General features: G+C 61.4%; 14 protein-coding genes. 8 read left to right on the forward strand and 6 right to left on the reverse strand.

From position 1 onward, the window contains the following. Positions 1–91: 91 nt before the first annotated feature. The 3 genes from ACOBR2_RS13570 (at position 92) to ACOBR2_RS13580 (ending at position 1,844) form a co-directional block, all read left to right on the forward strand. Positions 92–559, forward strand: a complete 468-nt coding sequence (locus ACOBR2_RS13570) for a hypothetical protein (protein ID WP_420236651.1) — start codon at positions 92–94, stop codon at positions 557–559. 56 nt (positions 560–615) lie between these two features. Beyond that, a complete protein-coding gene (gene atpB, locus ACOBR2_RS13575) occupies positions 616–1,344 on the forward strand; it encodes a F0F1 ATP synthase subunit A (protein ID WP_420236652.1) in 729 nt (242 codons plus the stop codon). Between the two features lie 203 nt (positions 1,345–1,547). Continuing rightward, on the forward strand, positions 1,548–1,844 hold the full coding sequence (locus ACOBR2_RS13580) for an ATP synthase F0 subunit C (protein ID WP_420236653.1): 297 nt from the start codon (positions 1,548–1,550) through the stop codon (positions 1,842–1,844). Between the two features lie 75 nt (positions 1,845–1,919). On the opposite strand, the gene ACOBR2_RS13585 is transcribed toward ACOBR2_RS13580, so the two are convergent. The 5 genes from ACOBR2_RS13585 to ACOBR2_RS13605 all read right to left on the reverse strand — a co-directional run bounded on the left by ACOBR2_RS13585 (position 1,920) and on the right by ACOBR2_RS13605 (position 10,121). Then, positions 1,920–2,480 (reverse strand): hypothetical protein, encoded by a 561-nt coding sequence (locus tag ACOBR2_RS13585; protein ID WP_420236654.1) that lies wholly within the window; start codon positions 2,478–2,480, stop codon positions 1,920–1,922. After that, positions 2,477–4,369: a two-component system sensor histidine kinase NtrB gene (locus tag ACOBR2_RS13590; RefSeq protein ID WP_420236655.1), complete on the reverse strand. Its 1,893-nt coding sequence runs from the start codon at positions 4,367–4,369 to the stop codon at positions 2,477–2,479. Before ACOBR2_RS13590 ends, ACOBR2_RS13585 begins: the two co-directional genes overlap by 4 nt. Positions 4,370–4,531: 162 nt before the next feature. Beyond that, positions 4,532–5,920: a sigma-54-dependent transcriptional regulator gene (locus tag ACOBR2_RS13595; protein WP_420236656.1), complete on the reverse strand. Its 1,389-nt coding sequence runs from the start codon at positions 5,918–5,920 to the stop codon at positions 4,532–4,534. Positions 5,921–6,134: 214 nt separating this feature from the next. After that, positions 6,135–7,970 (reverse strand): ribosomal protection-like ABC-F family protein, encoded by a 1,836-nt coding sequence (gene abc-f / locus ACOBR2_RS13600; protein WP_420236657.1) that lies wholly within the window; start codon positions 7,968–7,970, stop codon positions 6,135–6,137. Positions 7,971–8,126: 156 nt separating this feature from the next. Next, positions 8,127–10,121, reverse strand: coding sequence for an ArnT family glycosyltransferase (locus tag ACOBR2_RS13605; RefSeq protein WP_420236658.1), 1,995 nt, complete (start codon positions 10,119–10,121; stop codon positions 8,127–8,129). A 260-nt stretch (positions 10,122–10,381) separates the two neighbouring features. Between ACOBR2_RS13605 and ACOBR2_RS13610 the strand changes: the two genes are divergently transcribed. Then, positions 10,382–11,998 carry a Ppx/GppA phosphatase family protein gene (locus ACOBR2_RS13610; RefSeq protein ID WP_420236659.1) on the forward strand — a complete coding sequence of 539 codons (1,617 nt, stop codon included), beginning with the start codon at positions 10,382–10,384 and terminating at the stop codon, positions 11,996–11,998. Here the strand turns inward: ACOBR2_RS13610 and sixA are convergent. Beyond that, positions 11,950–12,477, reverse strand: a complete 528-nt coding sequence (sixA, locus tag ACOBR2_RS13615) for a phosphohistidine phosphatase SixA (RefSeq protein WP_420236660.1) — start codon at positions 12,475–12,477, stop codon at positions 11,950–11,952. The two genes, ACOBR2_RS13610 and sixA, sit on opposite strands and share 49 nt — an antisense overlap. 110 nt (positions 12,478–12,587) lie before the next feature. Here sixA and ACOBR2_RS13620 point away from each other — a divergent pair, with 110 nt between their 5' ends. The 4 genes from ACOBR2_RS13620 to murI all read left to right on the forward strand — a co-directional run bounded on the left by ACOBR2_RS13620 (position 12,588) and on the right by murI (position 16,241). Next, positions 12,588–13,628: a hypothetical protein gene (locus ACOBR2_RS13620; RefSeq protein ID WP_420236661.1), complete on the forward strand. Its 1,041-nt coding sequence runs from the start codon at positions 12,588–12,590 to the stop codon at positions 13,626–13,628. Positions 13,629–13,909: 281 nt separating this feature from the next. Beyond that, the gene (locus tag ACOBR2_RS13625; protein ID WP_420236662.1) at positions 13,910–14,677 is read left to right on the forward strand and encodes an N-acetylmuramoyl-L-alanine amidase family protein; all 768 of its coding nucleotides are present in this window, start codon (positions 13,910–13,912) and stop codon (positions 14,675–14,677) included. Next, positions 14,674–15,399, forward strand: coding sequence for a GerMN domain-containing protein (locus ACOBR2_RS13630; protein WP_420236663.1), 726 nt, complete (start codon positions 14,674–14,676; stop codon positions 15,397–15,399). Before ACOBR2_RS13625 ends, ACOBR2_RS13630 begins: the two co-directional genes overlap by 4 nt. Beyond that, entirely contained in the window at positions 15,396–16,241 is an 846-nt protein-coding gene (murI, locus tag ACOBR2_RS13635; RefSeq protein ID WP_420236664.1) for a glutamate racemase, read from the forward strand. The genes ACOBR2_RS13630 and murI overlap by 4 nt, the downstream gene beginning before the upstream one ends. Positions 16,242–16,274 lie beyond the last annotated feature (33 nt).

The raw sequence follows: 16,274 nt of genomic DNA on the forward strand, positions 1-16,274 counted from the left end.
GGAACAGAAAATTCCGCCAGGAAGAGCCGACGATTCGATCTTTGGTCCTTCGTCACAGAACACCCTTGCACGAGGCTGATAAGTTCAAACCATGAGCGACCCCATCCATCCCAACGGCCCAAACGAACCAAATATGCCCCCCGAACCAAACCAGCCAACCCATCCGATTGCCGAGCTGACGGTGGACGATCTGGACCACATGCTGCACAACGCCCTGCTGACGACCATCGTTTTGGGCGTGCTGGGAGCGGTAGTGGCAGCCATCAGCGCGGGCTGGCGCAGTGGCCTGATGCTGGTGGTTGGCGCTGCCATCTCGGCGGCCAGCGTCCTTGAATGGCAGCGGCTGATGCGCGTCATCAATGCCCGTATGGATTCTAAGAAAACCCCGGCCAGTGCCCCAATTGTGGGCATCTTCTTTGTGCTGAGGCTCACCGTCTTTGCCCTGGCCATTTATGGTAGCCTAGTCTGGTTCCGGGGATCCGTGGCAGCGCTTCTTTGCGGCTTGGCGCTGGCGGTCATCGCCGTGGGGTGGCAGATTCTCAAGCTGCTGCGCGGTTGATCGCGGTAGTTTCCATCCGCCCCTAATTTGCCCCGGGCAGAAAGATTCTTCTCTTCATGACCGAATCGCTTGCTTTGACGCGCTTGTTGAATTCGCTCTTTGGCGGAGTAGTTGCTTCGCTGCTGCATACGGTAGGAATCCAGGTGGACGCCAAGTCTGCCATCAGCGACGCCTTTGCTTTGGAGCTGCTGGTGGCCGTCTGTCTGATTGCCTATTTTGCGCTGGTACGCGCCACGCTTTCGGTGGAAAAGCCCGGTGCTGTTCAGCAGGTGGCTGAAATGCTGCACGAGTTTATCGGTGGTCAGGCTGAGCCGATCCTGGGGCACGACGCCAGCCACTTCCAGGCCTTCTGCACCTGCATCTTCCTCTTTGTTCTGTTGAACAATCTGCTGGGCCTGATCCCGGGCGTACCCGCCCCCACCACCTCGCCGGTGGTGCCGCTGGGCTTGGCCGTGCCTACTTTCCTGCTTTACAACTTCATGGGCTTCAAACGGAATGGCTTTGGCTACATCAAGCAATTCTGCGGACCAATGCCAGCGCTGACGCCGCTGATGTTCCCCATCGAAGTGGTTTCGCACCTCGCCCGCGTCATGTCGCTCACCATCCGTCTTTACGCGAACATGTTCGCCGGCGATCTGGTCACCCTGGTCTTCTTCTCGCTGATCCCGGTAGCCATTCCCTGCGTCTTTCTTGGACTTCACCTGTTCGTTTCGATCGTGCAGGCCTTCGTCTTCACCCTGCTGGCGATGATCTACCTCTCGCTGGCCGTGGCGCACGAGCACTAGAAAGCAGCTTTCAGCTTCTAGCCAGATCGTCTGGGCTTGAGCAAGAAAAAGCTGGGAGCTAGAGGCTAGCAGCTAGAAGCTAAAACACATCCCGCCGGAGTCGCTTCCGCTCCGGGCCAACGGTAGCCGCAAAGTGTGAGGGGGCCAGCACGGTGAGCCTCAACCACCCACTGGCGGCAATTCAAAGGAATGCAGGAGAACACATGAAGAAGCTTCAGTATCTGTTCATGGCTCTGGCCGCTCTGCTGCTGGCCACCCCGGTTTTTGCTGATGGCGGTTCCGCCGCCCTGAGCCTGATCCCGGTGGGCGCTGGCCTCGGCATGGGTCTGGCTGCTGGCCTTTGCGGCCTCGGTCAGGGCAAGGCTGTGGGTTCGGCCGTTGAGGCTCTGGCCCGCAATCCTGGCGCTCGCGCCGGCATCTTCACCTTCCTCATCCTCGGCCTGGCCTTCATCGAGTCTCTGACCCTGTTCACGCTCGTCATCGTCTTCGCCAAGATGTAGTTCACCGCCCCTTCGGGGCAACAAGAAAGGCTCCCTTCGGGGAGCCTTTCTTATTGCCTTCAATTTCTTGTTTACCTACCGGTTCAACTCCGCCAGCAGCACCTTGGCCTTAGAAGCCAGGGTGTGGGCTCCGTCCACATCGCCCGAAGCCAGCGCCTGACGGGCCTGCTTCAGGAAGTCGCGAATGTGGGCCACGGTACGCTGGTCCTGGTCACTGAGCGAACGGTTGATGGAGCGCAGGCTGCGTTCGTCGGCGGCAATCTGCTCTTCGGTTTGGCGGCGATAGTCGCCCGGATTCCCCGAAGAAAGCTGCCCGATGGCGCTCACCCCATTGTTCGGCACAAACGCCATCTGCGGATGCTGATTGACGGGCTTTTTATGGTGCACGGGCGGCTTGGGCGTTTCCGCTGTCTGCTGCGCATTCTGTGCCTGGCTATTTTCCGCAGGCTTTTCCGGCTCTTGAGCAACCGGCGCGGGCGTACTCTCCAATCTGCCCAGCGCGGGCTCAGGAGCAGGCACGGGCTGACTGTTCACAGGAGGAGCAAGCGATTGCGTCTGTGCAGGACGGGAACGGTGAAAGCAGCCCGTCAAGACAAACGGCAGCACACACACGGCAAACCAACCTGGCAACCTCATCCAGCAAATCCTTCCTTATGTTTCTCATCCGCCGGTCGAGGATGCCGGCGTCCCCAGTCTGCGGCGGTAAGAGGAATTCTCAACTGGAACTCCGAGCCACAGTTCTTTTCTGATTGTACTTCGATACTCCCGTGATGTAACTGCAGAATGCGGTAGCTCATGGCCAAACCAATGCCGCTACCGCCGGTTTTCGTGGTGAAGTAGAGGTCGAAGATCTTCTCGCGAATCTCCTCCGCAATACCAGATCCCTGATCGTGGATGCGCAGCAAGGCAAACTTGCCCTCCTCCTCCAGGCTGACGTTCAGATCGCCGCCCTCGGGCATGGACTGAGCACCGTTCTGAACGACGTTCAAAACCGCCTGCTTGATCAGATCCGCATCGACGTTGGCGTGCATCGCCTCATCGGGCAGATGGCTGGCCAGATGCACCCGGTGCATGCGCAGTTCGTCGGTGGCCAGCGCCAGCACATCGCCCACCACGGAGCGCAGATCGTGCTCCCGCAGATCCAGCTCCACCGGACGCGAAAAGTCCACCAGCGTCTGCACCACGCGGTCCAACCGGCGAATCTCGGAGTCGATCACCTCCAGATGCCGCAGGGCCGGTTCGCCCGCCTCGCCAAGCTTGTTGCGCAGCAGTTCCAGATGCACCACGATGGCGTTGATCGGGTTCTTGACCTCGTGGCCCACCCCCGAGGTGAGCCGCCCGATGGCCGCCATGCGGCGCGAAAGCTCCAGTTCGGACTCAATGGCTTCCGCCGACTCCAGATCGTGCAGCGTGACCAGCGCGCCCAGTCCCTGGCGGTTTTTGTCGTCCTGAATAAAATCGAGTGAGGCCTGAATGCGGCGGCCAGTCTCGGTGCGGATCTCCACCTTGGCCAGCGGCTGACGGCTCTGGAAAGCATCGTCCAGCGTGCGACCGAGCACCGTCGTACGATCGAAGATTTGCCCGGCAGGCTGGCCCAGAATCGCCCCGGAGTTCTTTTGCAGAAAGCGCCGTGCGGCCTCGGAAACCAGCACAGCACGGCCATCGGCGGTAAACAGCAAAATGCCGTCCTGCAGGTTGCCGAGGATCTGATCCAGATTCTCCTTCAGCGCGGAGAAGACCTCCTCCACATTGCGCATGCGCTGGCCAATCTTTTCAATCTTGGTGGAAACCTGCTCGGCCAGTTCCTGTCGCGGCGCAGGGCTCTCCTCCTCGGCAGCCGGACTGATCAGGTCCAGCTGTTTGCTGATCTGCTCCATGGGGCGCAGAGCCAGATTGGAGAGCAGAAAGGCCGCCAGCAGAGCCAGCAGCAGCACAGCACCCATCAGCGTAACCGCCTCCGCCAGCCAGGGAGCATAAAAGGCCCGCAGCAGCGTGGTGCGCACGCCCACATGCACGCTCACAAAGGGGTCGCCATTGCGAGTTATATCCACCACCACGTCAAAGACGCGCGGCTCGCCAAAGACCCCGGTCGTCAGCGTGAGCGGATTGGCCGTAAGCAGCTGCTGGTAGTCGGGCCGGGGCTGCATTGGGCGGTCTTCAAAATCAGGGTTGGTGCTCAGAATGATGTTCTGCTGGCTGTCGACGATGTTCACGTCGTAGACGGTGAGCGAGTAGCGATTGACGGCCTCCATGACGGCCTGCAGACCGGCGTCATCGCGCACCACCTGGGCAGTCAGCCGCCGCAGCTCTTCCGGCTTGTTGGGGTCCACGCGGCGATTGCTCAGGCCATTTTCCAAAGCCTGCTTCAGAGCAAACTGCACCTGGTTGGCCACCATGCGATTGGTGTCGTAACTCTGCTGCACGGCCGCATGCAGCAACTGGCTGACGTAAACCAGCGACAGCAGCCCGGCAATCAGAAACACCAGCGCCGTAATGGCAATCACCAGCTTGGTCTTTAACCGCATTGGCCTTCTCTTCCTCGCAATTCGAAAATAGCTATCAGCTTTCAGCCCTCAGCTCATCATGCAAAGCGAAGCAGCATAACCTGCCACGATCTCCGTACAGTCAAGCAAAGCAGTTGGCCCCACCGCAGGTGGCGAAGCAGTTAGCCCCACCGCAGGTGGTGCCTACTCCTGGCCGCGGGCGTACTCCTTGAGCTTGTTGTGCAGGGTCTTCAGGCTCACGCCCAGAATTTCTGCGGCCCGCGTCTTGTTCTGCCCAGTGGCTTCGAGGGTGCGCTGAATCAGCATCCGCTCGGCCTCGTCCACCGTGGTGCCCACATGCAGCGGAATCGTCGCCTCATCGTAGCGAACGACCGTCGTAGCCTTGTCGCGACCAAAGCCCGGCGGCAGGTGGCCTGCGTCCAGCGGAGCCCCGTCGGGGCACAGAATCACGGCACGCTCGATGGCATTGCGCAGCTCACGCGCATTGCCCGGCCAGGTGTAGGTCATCAACCGGTCCAGCATCGACGGAGCTACGCCCGCCACCTTGCGGCCATGCTTCTGGTTCATCTGTTCCAGCATCGCCTCGGCCATCGGCGGCAGGTCTTCCAGGTGCTCGCGCAGCGGCGGAATGTGGATATTGAAGACGTTCAGGCGGTAGAAGAGATCAGCGCGCATGTGTCCACTGGCCACCGCGTCCTTGGGGTCGCGATTGGTGGCGGCTAGCACGCGCACGTCCACATCCTGCTCGCTCCGCGCGCCCAGTCGGCGCAGCTTGCGCTCTTCCAGTACGCGCAGCAGCTTGGCCTGCGTGCCGATGGGCATTTCGCCAATCTCGTCCAGCAATAGCGTGCCGCCGCTGGCCAGCTCAAAGCAGCCCGCCCGCCGCTCGGCCGCGCCGGTGAACGCGCCCTTTTCATGGCCGAAGATCTCGCTTTCAATCAGCGTTTCAGGAATGGCCGCGCAGTTGACCGCGACAAAGGGCCGCGTCTTGCGCGGACTCAGGTTGTGCAGGGTGCGCGAAACCAGCTCCTTGCCCGTGCCGCTCTCGCCGGTCACCAGCACCGACACATTCGAGGGCGCAACCTGCTCAATGAGCGCAAAAATCTCGCGCATGGCCTTGGAGCTGCCCACCATCGAGCCCAGCACGCCGCTCTCGCGCAGGCGGCGGCGGGCCACTTCCAGCTCGATTTCTGTCTCGCGCTGGCGGGTGGCGTTGGCCAGAATCGTCTTCAGCCGCGTGGAATCGACCGGCTTCTGCAGAAAGTCGTAAGCGCCCAGCTTCATGGCCTCCACGGCCTGCTGAATTGAACCCATGGCGGTGAGCACCACCACGGCCACCTTGGCGTTCGGCCCATCATCGCCGAGCCGGGTCAGCAACTCGATGCCATCCATGCGCGGCATCTTCAGATCGGTCACGATAATCGCCGGATCCCAGGCCAGAGCCTTTTCCCAGGCCTCCTGCCCATCGCGCGCCGTCTCGGTGCGATAGCCCCAGCCGCTAATCAGCTCAGCCAGACCCATCAGTGCGTGCGGTTCATCCTCAACGATCAGAACCTTCAGAGCCGTATCCATGCTTTTTCCTTCACTGCAATTCTAGCGGCAAAGGCAGGCCACAGCGAGTGATAGAGAGTGTGTCGCAAAGAGAAAACCAGCTTTCCCATCTCTCGCTTCTGAGAGATGGGAAAGCTGGTTCCCTTCCTGCCTGTCGAAGTTCTGCGGAATCCCAGGTCTGAAAATCCAGACCTGGGACACCATCTTCCGTGAAAATGTGGAAGGAGCCTTCCGCTTACGCTTCCCCGACTTTTTCGCTCAGCTCGGCCCAGCGGGCGTAAAGGATGTGGCTCTCCGTTTCGGCCTCTTCCAGCTCCTTAAGCGCAGACGAGAGTGCGGCGGCGTCGCAGGCTACCTTTGGATCCTCCACCTGTTCCCTGGCTGCGGCAAGGCGCTCATCGCTCGCCTCCACCTTCTCTTCAATCGAGGCAAACTCGCGAGCTTCCATGTAGGAAAGCTTCTTCTTCGCCGGTTTAGCAGAGTTAGATGGGGTCGCAGACTTTGCAGCCTTGCGGGCGCGAGTTTCTTCGTCTTCATCGAGTGAACGAATCCACTCTTCCCACTGCGCGTAGTCTGCAAAGCGGCCATACTTGCCACGTCCATCCAGACCGAGCACCGTGGTAGCCACGCGGTTCAGCAGATAGCGATCGTGCGTGACGAGCACCAGAGCTCCGGGAAATTCCAGCAGATTTTCTTCGAGTATTTCGAGCGTGGGAATGTCCAGATCGTTGGTCGGCTCGTCGAGCAGCAACACATCGGCCGGTTCCAGCATGAGCTTGGCAATCAGCACACGAGCCCGCTCACCACCCGACAGATTCTTGACTGGCTGATTCAGCTGCTCGCTCGTGAAGAGGAAGCGCGTGGCCCAGCTGGCCACATGCAGCACGCGGCCCTGATGAATCACCGAATCGCCTTCGGGAGCGAGGGCGCGACGCAGGGTCAGCTCCTCGTCCAGCTCGCGCATCTGGCTGAAGTAGACAATGCGCAACTGCTCAGCGCGGCGGATGGAGCCGGAGTCGGGCTCCAATTCCCCGCGCAACAGGCGCAGCAGCGTGGTTTTACCGCTGCCGTTGGGGCCCACAAGACCCACCTTGCTGCCCGCCGCCAGCAGAAAGTTGAGGTTCTCGACGATCTTCTGCGGCGCAACGCCCGCTTCCGTCGCCGGAAAGCTGTAGTTCATCTGCTCAAACTCAACCAGCCGCTTGGTCTTGCGCTCGCTGGCGTCAAAGTCGATGCCAGCGCTGTTCACAGTCGAGCGGGAGTCCATCTGGGCCAACTCGGCAATCAAGGCGTTGGCCGAGTCAATGCGGGCCTTGGATTTGGTGGTGCGGGCCTTGGGGCCACGACGCAGCCACTCGACCTCGGTGCGCACCTGGTTGCGCAGGCTTTCCTGCTGGCGGCTCTGCGCCTCCAGAAAGGCCTGTTTGTCTTCGAGGAATTTGCTGAAGTTGCCTTTGGCGCGGAACATGCCGCCCGCAAAAACGCGGTTCAGTTCCACAATCTGGCTGCAGGTGGATTCCAGAAAATAACGGTCGTGGCTGACCGTGACCACAGCAAAGTTGGCCGCGGCCAGCAGCTCTTCCAGCCACTCGATTCCGGCCAGATCCAGATGGTTGGTAGGCTCATCAAGCAGCAGCACATCGGGTGAGCAGACCAGCGCCTCCACAATGGCCAGACGCTTGCGCCATCCGCCGGAGAGGTTGGCGGCCTCGGCAGCCATATCGCTAAAGCCAGCGCGGCCGGAAAGCTCGTGCATGCGGCCTTCGCGCTCGTTTTCGTCCACATTGGCAGCCTTGAGCGCGTTCAACAGCACCTCGCGCACCGTCAGGCCGGCGGCAAAGCACGAATCCTGCGGCACATAGGCGGCGCGAGCCCGCTTGCGCACGGCCACTTCGCCCTCGTCCGGCGAAATCTGGCCGGCAAGAATGGCCAGCAGCGTGGACTTACCGCTGCCGTTGGGGCCGATCAGGCCGATGCGGTCACCCTCTTCAACACCGAGGGAGACGTTTTCGAACAGCGGCTTGGCGCCGTACTGCTTACGGAGAGACTGAGCATTGAGAATCGGGGGCATTCGAGATCGTTTCTGGTAGAGCGCTTGACTGCGGCACTCCCTGTTTTCAGGCTAACAGAAACGGCAAGTTGCCTGAACCGGGCAGAATTGCGCTCTTCCTTTTTCCGGGCAAAAGAAAACGGCAGACCCGAAGGCCTGCCGTCTGGTTGAAGCGGATTACTGATTGAGCGGTCGATCCGTCCAGAGCGCCTTGTCAGCCAGCGTCTGCACCGGGTAGAGGCGACCGGCCAGCAGCTGCTCCACCTTGGCCTGATTGGTGTCCTGGGCAAAGATCCACTTGCGGTTGCCAGTGCCCCACATCTTCGAGAGTTCATCCTCGCTGACGTCGATCTTGGGCGCATCCGGGTAGCAGGAGCCCCACAGAAGGGTAGAGCCCTCGCCGTGCTGTCCGCAGGGCTGAGTGACGATCAGGGCCGGCTTGCGACCGAGGAAGGTGTGGGTGTAGAAGATCACGCTGGAAGCGTCGGACTGATCCCCGTAGATGATGAAGGTATCCGTCGGCGCGCCCTGGGCGATGATCGTGTCCGCCATGCGCTTGGAACCAAGCATGGGATTGAAGCGGGCAAAGGCAATGTGCGCCGCCACCAGAAAGAGCGCGGTGGTAAGCGCCACGCTCACGGTGGCCTGCAAGTGCTTGCCCTTCATACGCAGCACCAAACCTACCAGCGGGCCAACCAGCAGAGCGAAAGCCGCCACTCCGGCAGGCAACCGCAGAGCGGCAAAGGCCGGACCGGTCAGGTCAAAGAGGTGCGACATGGCCAGCGTGTAGTCGCCTACGCCACGATGGGCCAGCAGGGTTCCAATATCGTCCACGTAGGGCAGGTTGCGGCTGGTCCACAAGCCCCAGAGGAGGGCGATGGAGGCCAGAATGCCCACCACGGCAAAGATCGCCTGTGCGCCGGTCAGCCATGCGGTGGAAAGCACCGAGGGGCTGCCATCGGCGGAGCGCTGGCGTTCAATGCAGGTAACAATCGCCGAAATCATGATGATCAGCGGTGCCCACACCATGAAGGTGTAGTACTCCTGGTTCGACGAAAGGGCGAAGAAGAAGAGCGTCCAAGCCGAGAAGAGGCTGAGCAGCCAGATAGTGCGTACGCGGAACTTGTGCTGGGCCATGACCGCACCGGGATTGTCGCGCATGGCGTTATCCAGGTAAAAGTCGATGGTGGTTCCAGCGTCGCGGTGCAGGTGATGCATCCAGCGGCCGCGCGTGCGCCATGCCGCCACCAGAGCCGCAGGCACAAACAGGCTCCAGGGGAAGATCCACACCAGGTGCAGCAACCAGTAGGCAATGTGCGGCAACTTGTTGTAGTCATGCGGGTAACGCATGGAGAAGAAGCGCAGCACGTGCTCGTTGATGAAGTAGAAGTAGAAGAAGCCGTGCACGTTGCCGAGCGTGGGATGGTTGCCCAGCGGATGGCCCTGATCAGGGTTGGCCAGCCCACACAGAATATGCCACGGAGCAGCAATGGCCAGATAGACCAGCAGCCCGGTGAAGGGCTTGACCTCACGCCAGCGACGCCACAGACCGGTCAGCGCCAGATAGGGGATGATTGCGCCAAAGAAGAAGACCGGGGCAATCAGACCCTTGGTGAGGGTAGCCAGCGCCACACAGGCCCACGCCCAGTAGAAGCGGCTCGGCTTGTTGTCCTCGAATCCCGTCAGGAAGCCGTAGAGCGCAACCAGCAGGAAGAAGCTCATGATCGCTTCGGGAATAATGAAGCGGATAAACAGAAATGCGCCCACACTGGTCAGCACGCCCAGGCCTGCATACAGGCCGGTACGTTGATCCCAGGCGCGGCGGGCCCACAGCCAGCTCAGCCAGGCCAGGCCAAGCATGGCCAGCGCGTTGGGCAGGTGGGTGGCAAAGGTATTCTGCCCGAAGATCTTGTAGACACAGCCGATTATCCAGTAAGGCAACGGCGGCTTCTCAATGTAACGAATGCCGTTGATGTAGGTGGTAACCCAGCTGCCCCCTTCCGAAATCGTCTGCGCACACTGTGCATGGGCGGCGTCAACGTCGTCCATCAGTGAAGGCGAAAAGAGGCTGGCAAACTGCACGGCGGCGAAGATTGCCGCTAAAAGCAGCCAAACGGTCAGCGTCGAAGGATTCTGCTGAGGACGTGAGTGCGTGTTTGTGTCAGTAGTCATGGGCATTTTTTCTATCGATAACAGGATAACAGCCTGATGGAAACCCTTAATCCCGCGAAATCATTCCCCGCAAAGAAAATTCACGGGTTGGACCACGGAATGAAACAGGGGAAACCAGGAACGTTCCCCTGCAAACGAAAGCCGGACGACTTGGTTTAAGACACTCAGCCGGCAGCAGCTTCGTGTATTGTGACGTTGGGTTGTTTTTTACCCTTCCGGTCCCCGTGCCGGACTCGTCCCGTTGCAAACAAAGGAAGAAAATGCCTACATTTGCCGCCATCGACATCGGATCAAACTCCTGCCGCCTGAAGATTGCCAAGGTTATAAACCACCAGCTACGCACGCTCGCCGAAGACCGCGAGGTCACGCGACTGGGCGCCAGCGTCTTTGAGAGCGGACTGGTTTCCCCCGAGGCCATGGCGCTGACCATCCGCACCCTCAAGCGCTTTCAGCGGGCCATCCAGTCCCACGGTGTGGACCAGATTCGCGTGGCGGCCACCGCGGCCCTGCGCGACGCACGCAACGGCGCGGCCTTTCAGGCCTGGGTCAAGGCCGAAACCGGCTGGACGCTGGAGATCATCTCGGGACTGGAAGAAGCCCGCCTGATTCATCGCGGCGTAATCGGCACGGAACCCGGCGCGGGCGGCCGCGTGCTGATGATCGACCTGGGCGGCGGCAGCTGCGAGGTCACGCTCAGCGAGCACAAACGCATTCTGGATACGGTCAGCCTGCCGCTGGGCGCGGTGCGCCTGACCGAGCAATTTCTGTCGAGCGATCCCGCTCCGGCCGACGGACTGGCCCGCATGCGGCAGATGATCAGCCGCGAGTTGCGCCAGGCCAAACGCAGAATCAAGCCGGAAGAAGTGGGGTTGGTGCTTGCCACCAGCGGCACAGCGGCAGCACTGGCGGCAGCCTGCGCTGAGGCAGCCAAACAGCCCTTCGTGCCTGCGGCAGTCAAGGTTTCCGCCAAAATCAGCGGCAAAATCGCCCCCAAAAAGCCCAAAAAACGCGCTGCAAGGCTGGAAAGCGCGGCCTCGCTCGATCTGGCTCCGGCCACAGCCGTGCGACGGCTGGCCAACCGGCTGGCCAAAATGACGCTGGCAGAGCGCGAGGCGGTTCCCGGCATTGGTCCGCGCCGCGCCGAAATCATCGTGGCCGGCTCCATGGTCTATGCCGAACTGCTGGAAACCTTCGAGTTGCACGGCTTCCGCTACTCCCAGCAGGGATTGCGCGATGGCATTCTGGCCCAGATGCTGGCCGAACAGGATCAGCGCGCCAGCGAACATCGCGCCTTTGAAAACGAGCGCTGGCAGAGCGTGCTGTTCACGGCCAACCGCTACGGTGTAGAAATGAAGCAGGCCGAGGCCGTGCGCGACCACGTCGTACAGCTCTTCCACGATTTGCGGCCGCTGCATGAGTTGCCTGCCGAGTACGAGAGCTGGCTCTCCGCCGCCGCCGTCCTGCGCGACACGGGCAAGTTCATCAACCACCAGGGCCACCACCGGCACACCCAGTACATCATCTCCAGCTCAGAAATTTACGGCTACACGCAGTTGCAGCGCACCGTCGTTTCGGCCATTGCGCGCTATCAGGGCAAAAGCCGTCCCCAGCCGGGGGATCGCGCCTTGCGCAACATCCCGCTTGAGGAGCACCGCAACGTGCATCGCGCCGTGGTACTGCTGCGGCTGGCCGTGGCCCTCAATCAGGATCGCGCCAGCGATGTACTGTGCGTAAAGGTCAGAATCCAGCCCAAACGGGTCTATCTGGAGCTCCAGCCCGGACGCTCGGGGGCCGAACTGGAACTCTGGTCGCTGCGCCGCGAGGACAATTACTTCCGCGAGGTCTTCGGCCGCGAGCTTTTTCCCACGATCGAGTAAAGGCCGCGCACCGTGCGAGGGTCCATGTGCCACTGCAGACGTGGTGGATGATGGTCCAGATCCACGCGGGCAATCGCGCCCTTGCGCATGCGGATGGCTGCGCCTCCATTGCCGGTAATCAGCTTGCCCAGAAACTGGAAGACGTTGGGATTGTGCCCGACGACCAGAATCGCCTCACGATTGGCGTACTTGGCCAGCATGGTCTGAAAGTCGCCGTAGCTGGCGTGGGGATTGAGCGCCTCGCTGATCTCCACCCGAGCATCGTAGCCCAGTTCGGTGCCCACAAATTGGGCCGTCTGCAGGGAACGCTTGAGCGGGCTCGACACGATCAGGTCCACCGAGACATTCATCGCGTTGAGGGCGCGCGCCATCAACATGCACTGTTCCTTGCCTTCTTTGATCAACCCACGCCGAGCATCGAGTACGGGATTTTCCCGCACCGTGCCAGCGCTGGCGTGCCGCATCAGATAAAGGATCATAAGTTATTGAACGGCAAGCAGTAAGAACTGCCCGTCCGGCTCCGAGGAATTGATTTTAACACGATTTTAATAAACACCCCCTCGCGAAGCTGACGGCAAGGAGTACGAGAGTGCAGAATATTGGCGTTAATCATTTACCGGTTTTGCAGCGTCTAAGTTATGTAGTGCTGCGCCAGGGCTGGACGGCAAACCAGCCTTCCGGCGTGGAGAAAGAAGCCTCCATGAAAGCTCGCAATCTGTTTCTGGCATTGGCTCTGGTTCTGTCGGCGGGCGGATTGGCCACGGCCCAGAACGAGAAGCAGGGAAAGGCCGTGGTGACGGTGCTGCCCAAACAGGAAAACGCACCTCCCGTCGCTGTAGCCGGACTGGATCTGGCCCTCTCCGTCGACAACCACAAGGCAAAAGTGACGGGCTTTCTCCCCTACAGCGCTCCCAATAACAAGATTGAGCTGGTGATTCTGCTCGACAGTGCGCAGCGCGGAACGCTGGGCCGGCAGCTGAATGAACTTGAGCAGTTCATCAAGGGATTGCCGCCCAACATCAGCGCGGCCTTTGCCTACATGCAGAACGGCAACGCCGCAATGGCCAGCCCGCTCAGCAACAATCCGGCTGAAACGCTGAAGGGGCTACATATGCCCGGCGGTTCATTGGGCTCCAGCGCCAGCCCTTACTTTTGCCTTTCGGATCTGGCCAAACGCTGGCCCTCGCAGGACGGAACCGCCCGTCGCGCGGTGCTGATGATCAGCGATGGCGTTGACCCTTACCACCCGGAAATCGACGATGAGGATCCGTATCTGGACAAATCCACCGAAGATGCCGCACGGGCCCATCTGGCCGTCTACTCCATCTACTGGAGAGATAACGTACATGTGAGCCTCACCGGCCATGACAGCTTTGTAGGCCAGAACATGCTGGCGCGGGCGGCTCAGGAAACCGGCGGTAAAAGCTTTTATATGGGAAGCGGCAATCCCGTCACATTTACCAGCTATTTTGACGAGCTTCTGCGCCGCTTCCGCAATCAGTACGAACTAAGCTTTACGGTGCCCGCTAACGGCAAGCAAGACGTAGGCGACCTGCGCCTGAAGCTGCATATTCACGATGCTGAGGTGGACACGCCGGAGAAGGTGCTGCTCACTCCGGTAGCAAAATAGCGCATGGAAAGCTGAAAACGTCCCCGGCAAAACGAATGAGAGAGGAAAAGCTCGTTGCGGAGGGAGCCGGGGCCTTCAGGCCCCGGAAGAGTCAAGCCTCTAAGGGAGGGCCTTCAGGCCCGGGCTTTTTTTAGAAAACAAAATCAGAAAACGTAATCAAAGAGCCCGCGGTTAAAGCCACCTACCGTAACAATCTCGCATTCATGGGCCTGAAGGCCCATGCTCCCTCCGTGACCCGCCCGACCTGCACGCAGGGACCCAAGCCAGATAAGATACAGACGATGGCGAAAGTTTCCCAGCACCTCATGGCCGACCCAACCAGCGGTCCGATTCCTCTGCCGAACAGAAGCGGTTTGGGCGCGGCGACGCTTCTGTTTTTTGCGCTTTTGGCTCCCCTGACGCTGGCCGCGCAGGCTCCGCCGGTTCCCGGCGCGGGCTTTGGCACACGTTACGTCGTCGTGCTGGACCCCGCGCATGGCGGCCAGGATGCAGGCGCACACCTGACTTTTGCAGGCGGCTCCGGCCAGGACGAAAAGTCTTTTGCTCTGGCTCTGGGAACCAAACTGCGGGCACTGCTTGCAGCCCGTGGTTTCACGGTCATTACCACCCGCGACGGAGATAGCGGCATCAGCGCCACGCAGCGCGCCGAAACCACCAACCGCGCCCGCGCCCAGGCCTGTTTGAGCCTGCACGCCACCTCCAGCGGCTCCGGCATTCATCTCTACGTCAGTTCACTGACGCCGCCGCCGGATGCAGTGCGTGTGTCCGCCTGGAAGACCGCGCAAGCCACTTACGTAACCCGCAGCCTGGCTCTGGCAGGCGTCATCAATGCCGCCATGACCAACGGCAGCCTGAGCATTACCATGGGCCGCACCGCCCTGCCCGGCATGGACAGCATGACCTGCCCCGCCGTAGCCGTGGAAGTTGCGCCCTCGCCTACCGGCAAGCAGACTCCGGGCAATCTGGACGACCCTGCCTATCAGACCCGCGTAGCCGACGCACTGGCTGCCGCACTCGTGCAATGGCGTTCGGAGGGCCAGCAGCCATGATTCCCCGCTATCAAAGCATTCTTTTTGGCGTTCTGTTGGTGGCTTCGGTCGCCATGGCGATTCTTCTGTGGCAACTGCTGGACCGCGCCCACCAGCGCCGCATGCAAGTGGACGACTCGGCTCCCACGCAGGCTCCGCTGGTGGCCCCCTCCGAGCAGGCCACGCTCTATGTAGCCAGTGACGCTGACAACGCCCTCGCCGCCCAGACGCTCTCCCTGCCGCTGCCCTCCAGCCCCGGCTCGCGGGCCCGCGTACTACTCGGCAAGCTGCTGGATCTGTACGCCGCACCCAACTCGCCCCATGCGGTTCCGGGCGGCGCTGCGGCCATTGCCCAGGTCTTTCTGCTACCGGCTGAGGCTCAACCCGGCGCTGCAGTTTCCACACCCACCAATCCCCCGGCAGTGGACGCCGCCGCCAACTCCGCAGCTTCCTCCTCTGCAGCTTCATCCACGACTACGGGCAGCACGCAGACTCCAACCGGTCCGCTGCTGGCCGTCGTTAATCTGACCGGCGCGTTTGTAGCCTCGCATCCCTCGGGGCTGGAAACCGAAACGCTCACCATGCTCTCGCTCACCGCCACCCTGCATGCGAATCTTCCTGAAATCACGCAGGTACGCTTTCTGGTGGATGGCCAGACGCGGGCCACGCTGGCCGGCCACGCCGACCTGACCCGCACCTATCTTGCCGATCAGGCCGCCCCCACGGAAGGAATTCATCCATGAGCTTCACCCCCGGCGCGTCCGCCCAAGGCGCGCCCACCATTGGCGTTTTTGACTCCGGCTTTGGCGGTCTTACTGTTCTGCGGGCGCTGGTGGAGCGCATGCCGCAGGCCCGCTATGCCTTCCTCGGCGACACGGCCCGTCTTCCCTACGGCTCCAAGTCACGCCGCACCATTGCCCGCTTTGCCGCGCAGAGCGCCCAGTTTCTAGTCAAGGAGCAGGGAGCGCAGTTTCTGGTGATTGCCTGCAACACGGCCAGCGCACTGGCACTCGACGCCATTCAGGATGCGGTTCCCGTCCCCGTCCTCGGCGTGATCCGCCCCGGCGCATCGGCCGCCCATGCTGCCAGCCAAAACGGCGATGTGCTGGTGATTGCCACCGACGCCACCGTGCAGAGCCACGCCTACGCACAGGCCTGCCAGGCGCTAGGCCTGCGCGCCCTGGAAAAAGCCTGCCCGCTGCTGGTTCCGCTGGTGGAAGAGGGTTGGACCGAGCACACCGTCACCGATCAGGTGATCCGCATTTACCTGCAAGAACTGCGCGAACAGGCCGCCGCCGCCGGACTCAAGCCCGACACGCTGGTGCTTGGCTGCACCCACTATCCGCTGGTGCGTCCGCTCATCGAAGCGGCCGTCCGCACGGGTGTGCGCGTCATCGACTCGGCAGAATCCACCGCCATTGAGGCCGAGCGCCTCTTCGGCAGCAACTTTCCGCCCGCTCCCGCCAACCATCAGCCCGAGCTGCGCTTCTTCGCCACCGATTCCATCGAGAAGTTCGAACGCCTCGGCTCCCGCTTCCTCGGCCGCCCGGTCCAGCACGTGGAACTGATCGACCTCGGCGGGTAGACAGAGAGCAGAGGACAGAGAGCCCAAAAGCAG

This window comes from Telmatobacter bradus (assembly GCF_048629425.1).
Lineage (GTDB): Bacteria > Acidobacteriota > Terriglobia > Terriglobales > Acidobacteriaceae > Telmatobacter > Telmatobacter bradus.

What these genes read in the sequence shown, in the direction of transcription:
- ACOBR2_RS13610 (WP_420236659.1), top strand. Translation starts at nt 10,382, where the DNA reads ATGCCTACATTTGCCGCCATCGACATCGGATCAAACTCCTGCCGCCTG.
- ACOBR2_RS13605 (WP_420236658.1), bottom strand. Translation starts at nt 10,121, where the DNA reads ATGACTACTGACACAAACACGCACTCACGTCCTCAGCAGAATCCTTCG.
- ACOBR2_RS13595 (WP_420236656.1), bottom strand. Translation starts at nt 5,920, where the DNA reads ATGGATACGGCTCTGAAGGTTCTGATCGTTGAGGATGAACCGCACGCA.
- sixA (WP_420236660.1), bottom strand. Translation starts at nt 12,477, where the DNA reads ATGATCCTTTATCTGATGCGGCACGCCAGCGCTGGCACGGTGCGGGAA.
- ACOBR2_RS13585 (WP_420236654.1), bottom strand. Translation starts at nt 2,480, where the DNA reads ATGAGGTTGCCAGGTTGGTTTGCCGTGTGTGTGCTGCCGTTTGTCTTG.
- ACOBR2_RS13625 (WP_420236662.1), top strand. Translation starts at nt 13,910, where the DNA reads ATGGCGAAAGTTTCCCAGCACCTCATGGCCGACCCAACCAGCGGTCCG.
- ACOBR2_RS13630 (WP_420236663.1), top strand. Translation starts at nt 14,674, where the DNA reads ATGATTCCCCGCTATCAAAGCATTCTTTTTGGCGTTCTGTTGGTGGCT.
- ACOBR2_RS13580 (WP_420236653.1), top strand. Translation starts at nt 1,548, where the DNA reads ATGAAGAAGCTTCAGTATCTGTTCATGGCTCTGGCCGCTCTGCTGCTG.
- ACOBR2_RS13570 (WP_420236651.1), top strand. Translation starts at nt 92, where the DNA reads ATGAGCGACCCCATCCATCCCAACGGCCCAAACGAACCAAATATGCCC.
- ACOBR2_RS13590 (WP_420236655.1), bottom strand. Translation starts at nt 4,369, where the DNA reads ATGCGGTTAAAGACCAAGCTGGTGATTGCCATTACGGCGCTGGTGTTT.
- murI (WP_420236664.1), top strand. Translation starts at nt 15,396, where the DNA reads ATGAGCTTCACCCCCGGCGCGTCCGCCCAAGGCGCGCCCACCATTGGC.
- abc-f (WP_420236657.1), bottom strand. Translation starts at nt 7,970, where the DNA reads ATGCCCCCGATTCTCAATGCTCAGTCTCTCCGTAAGCAGTACGGCGCC.
- atpB (WP_420236652.1), top strand. Translation starts at nt 616, where the DNA reads ATGACCGAATCGCTTGCTTTGACGCGCTTGTTGAATTCGCTCTTTGGC.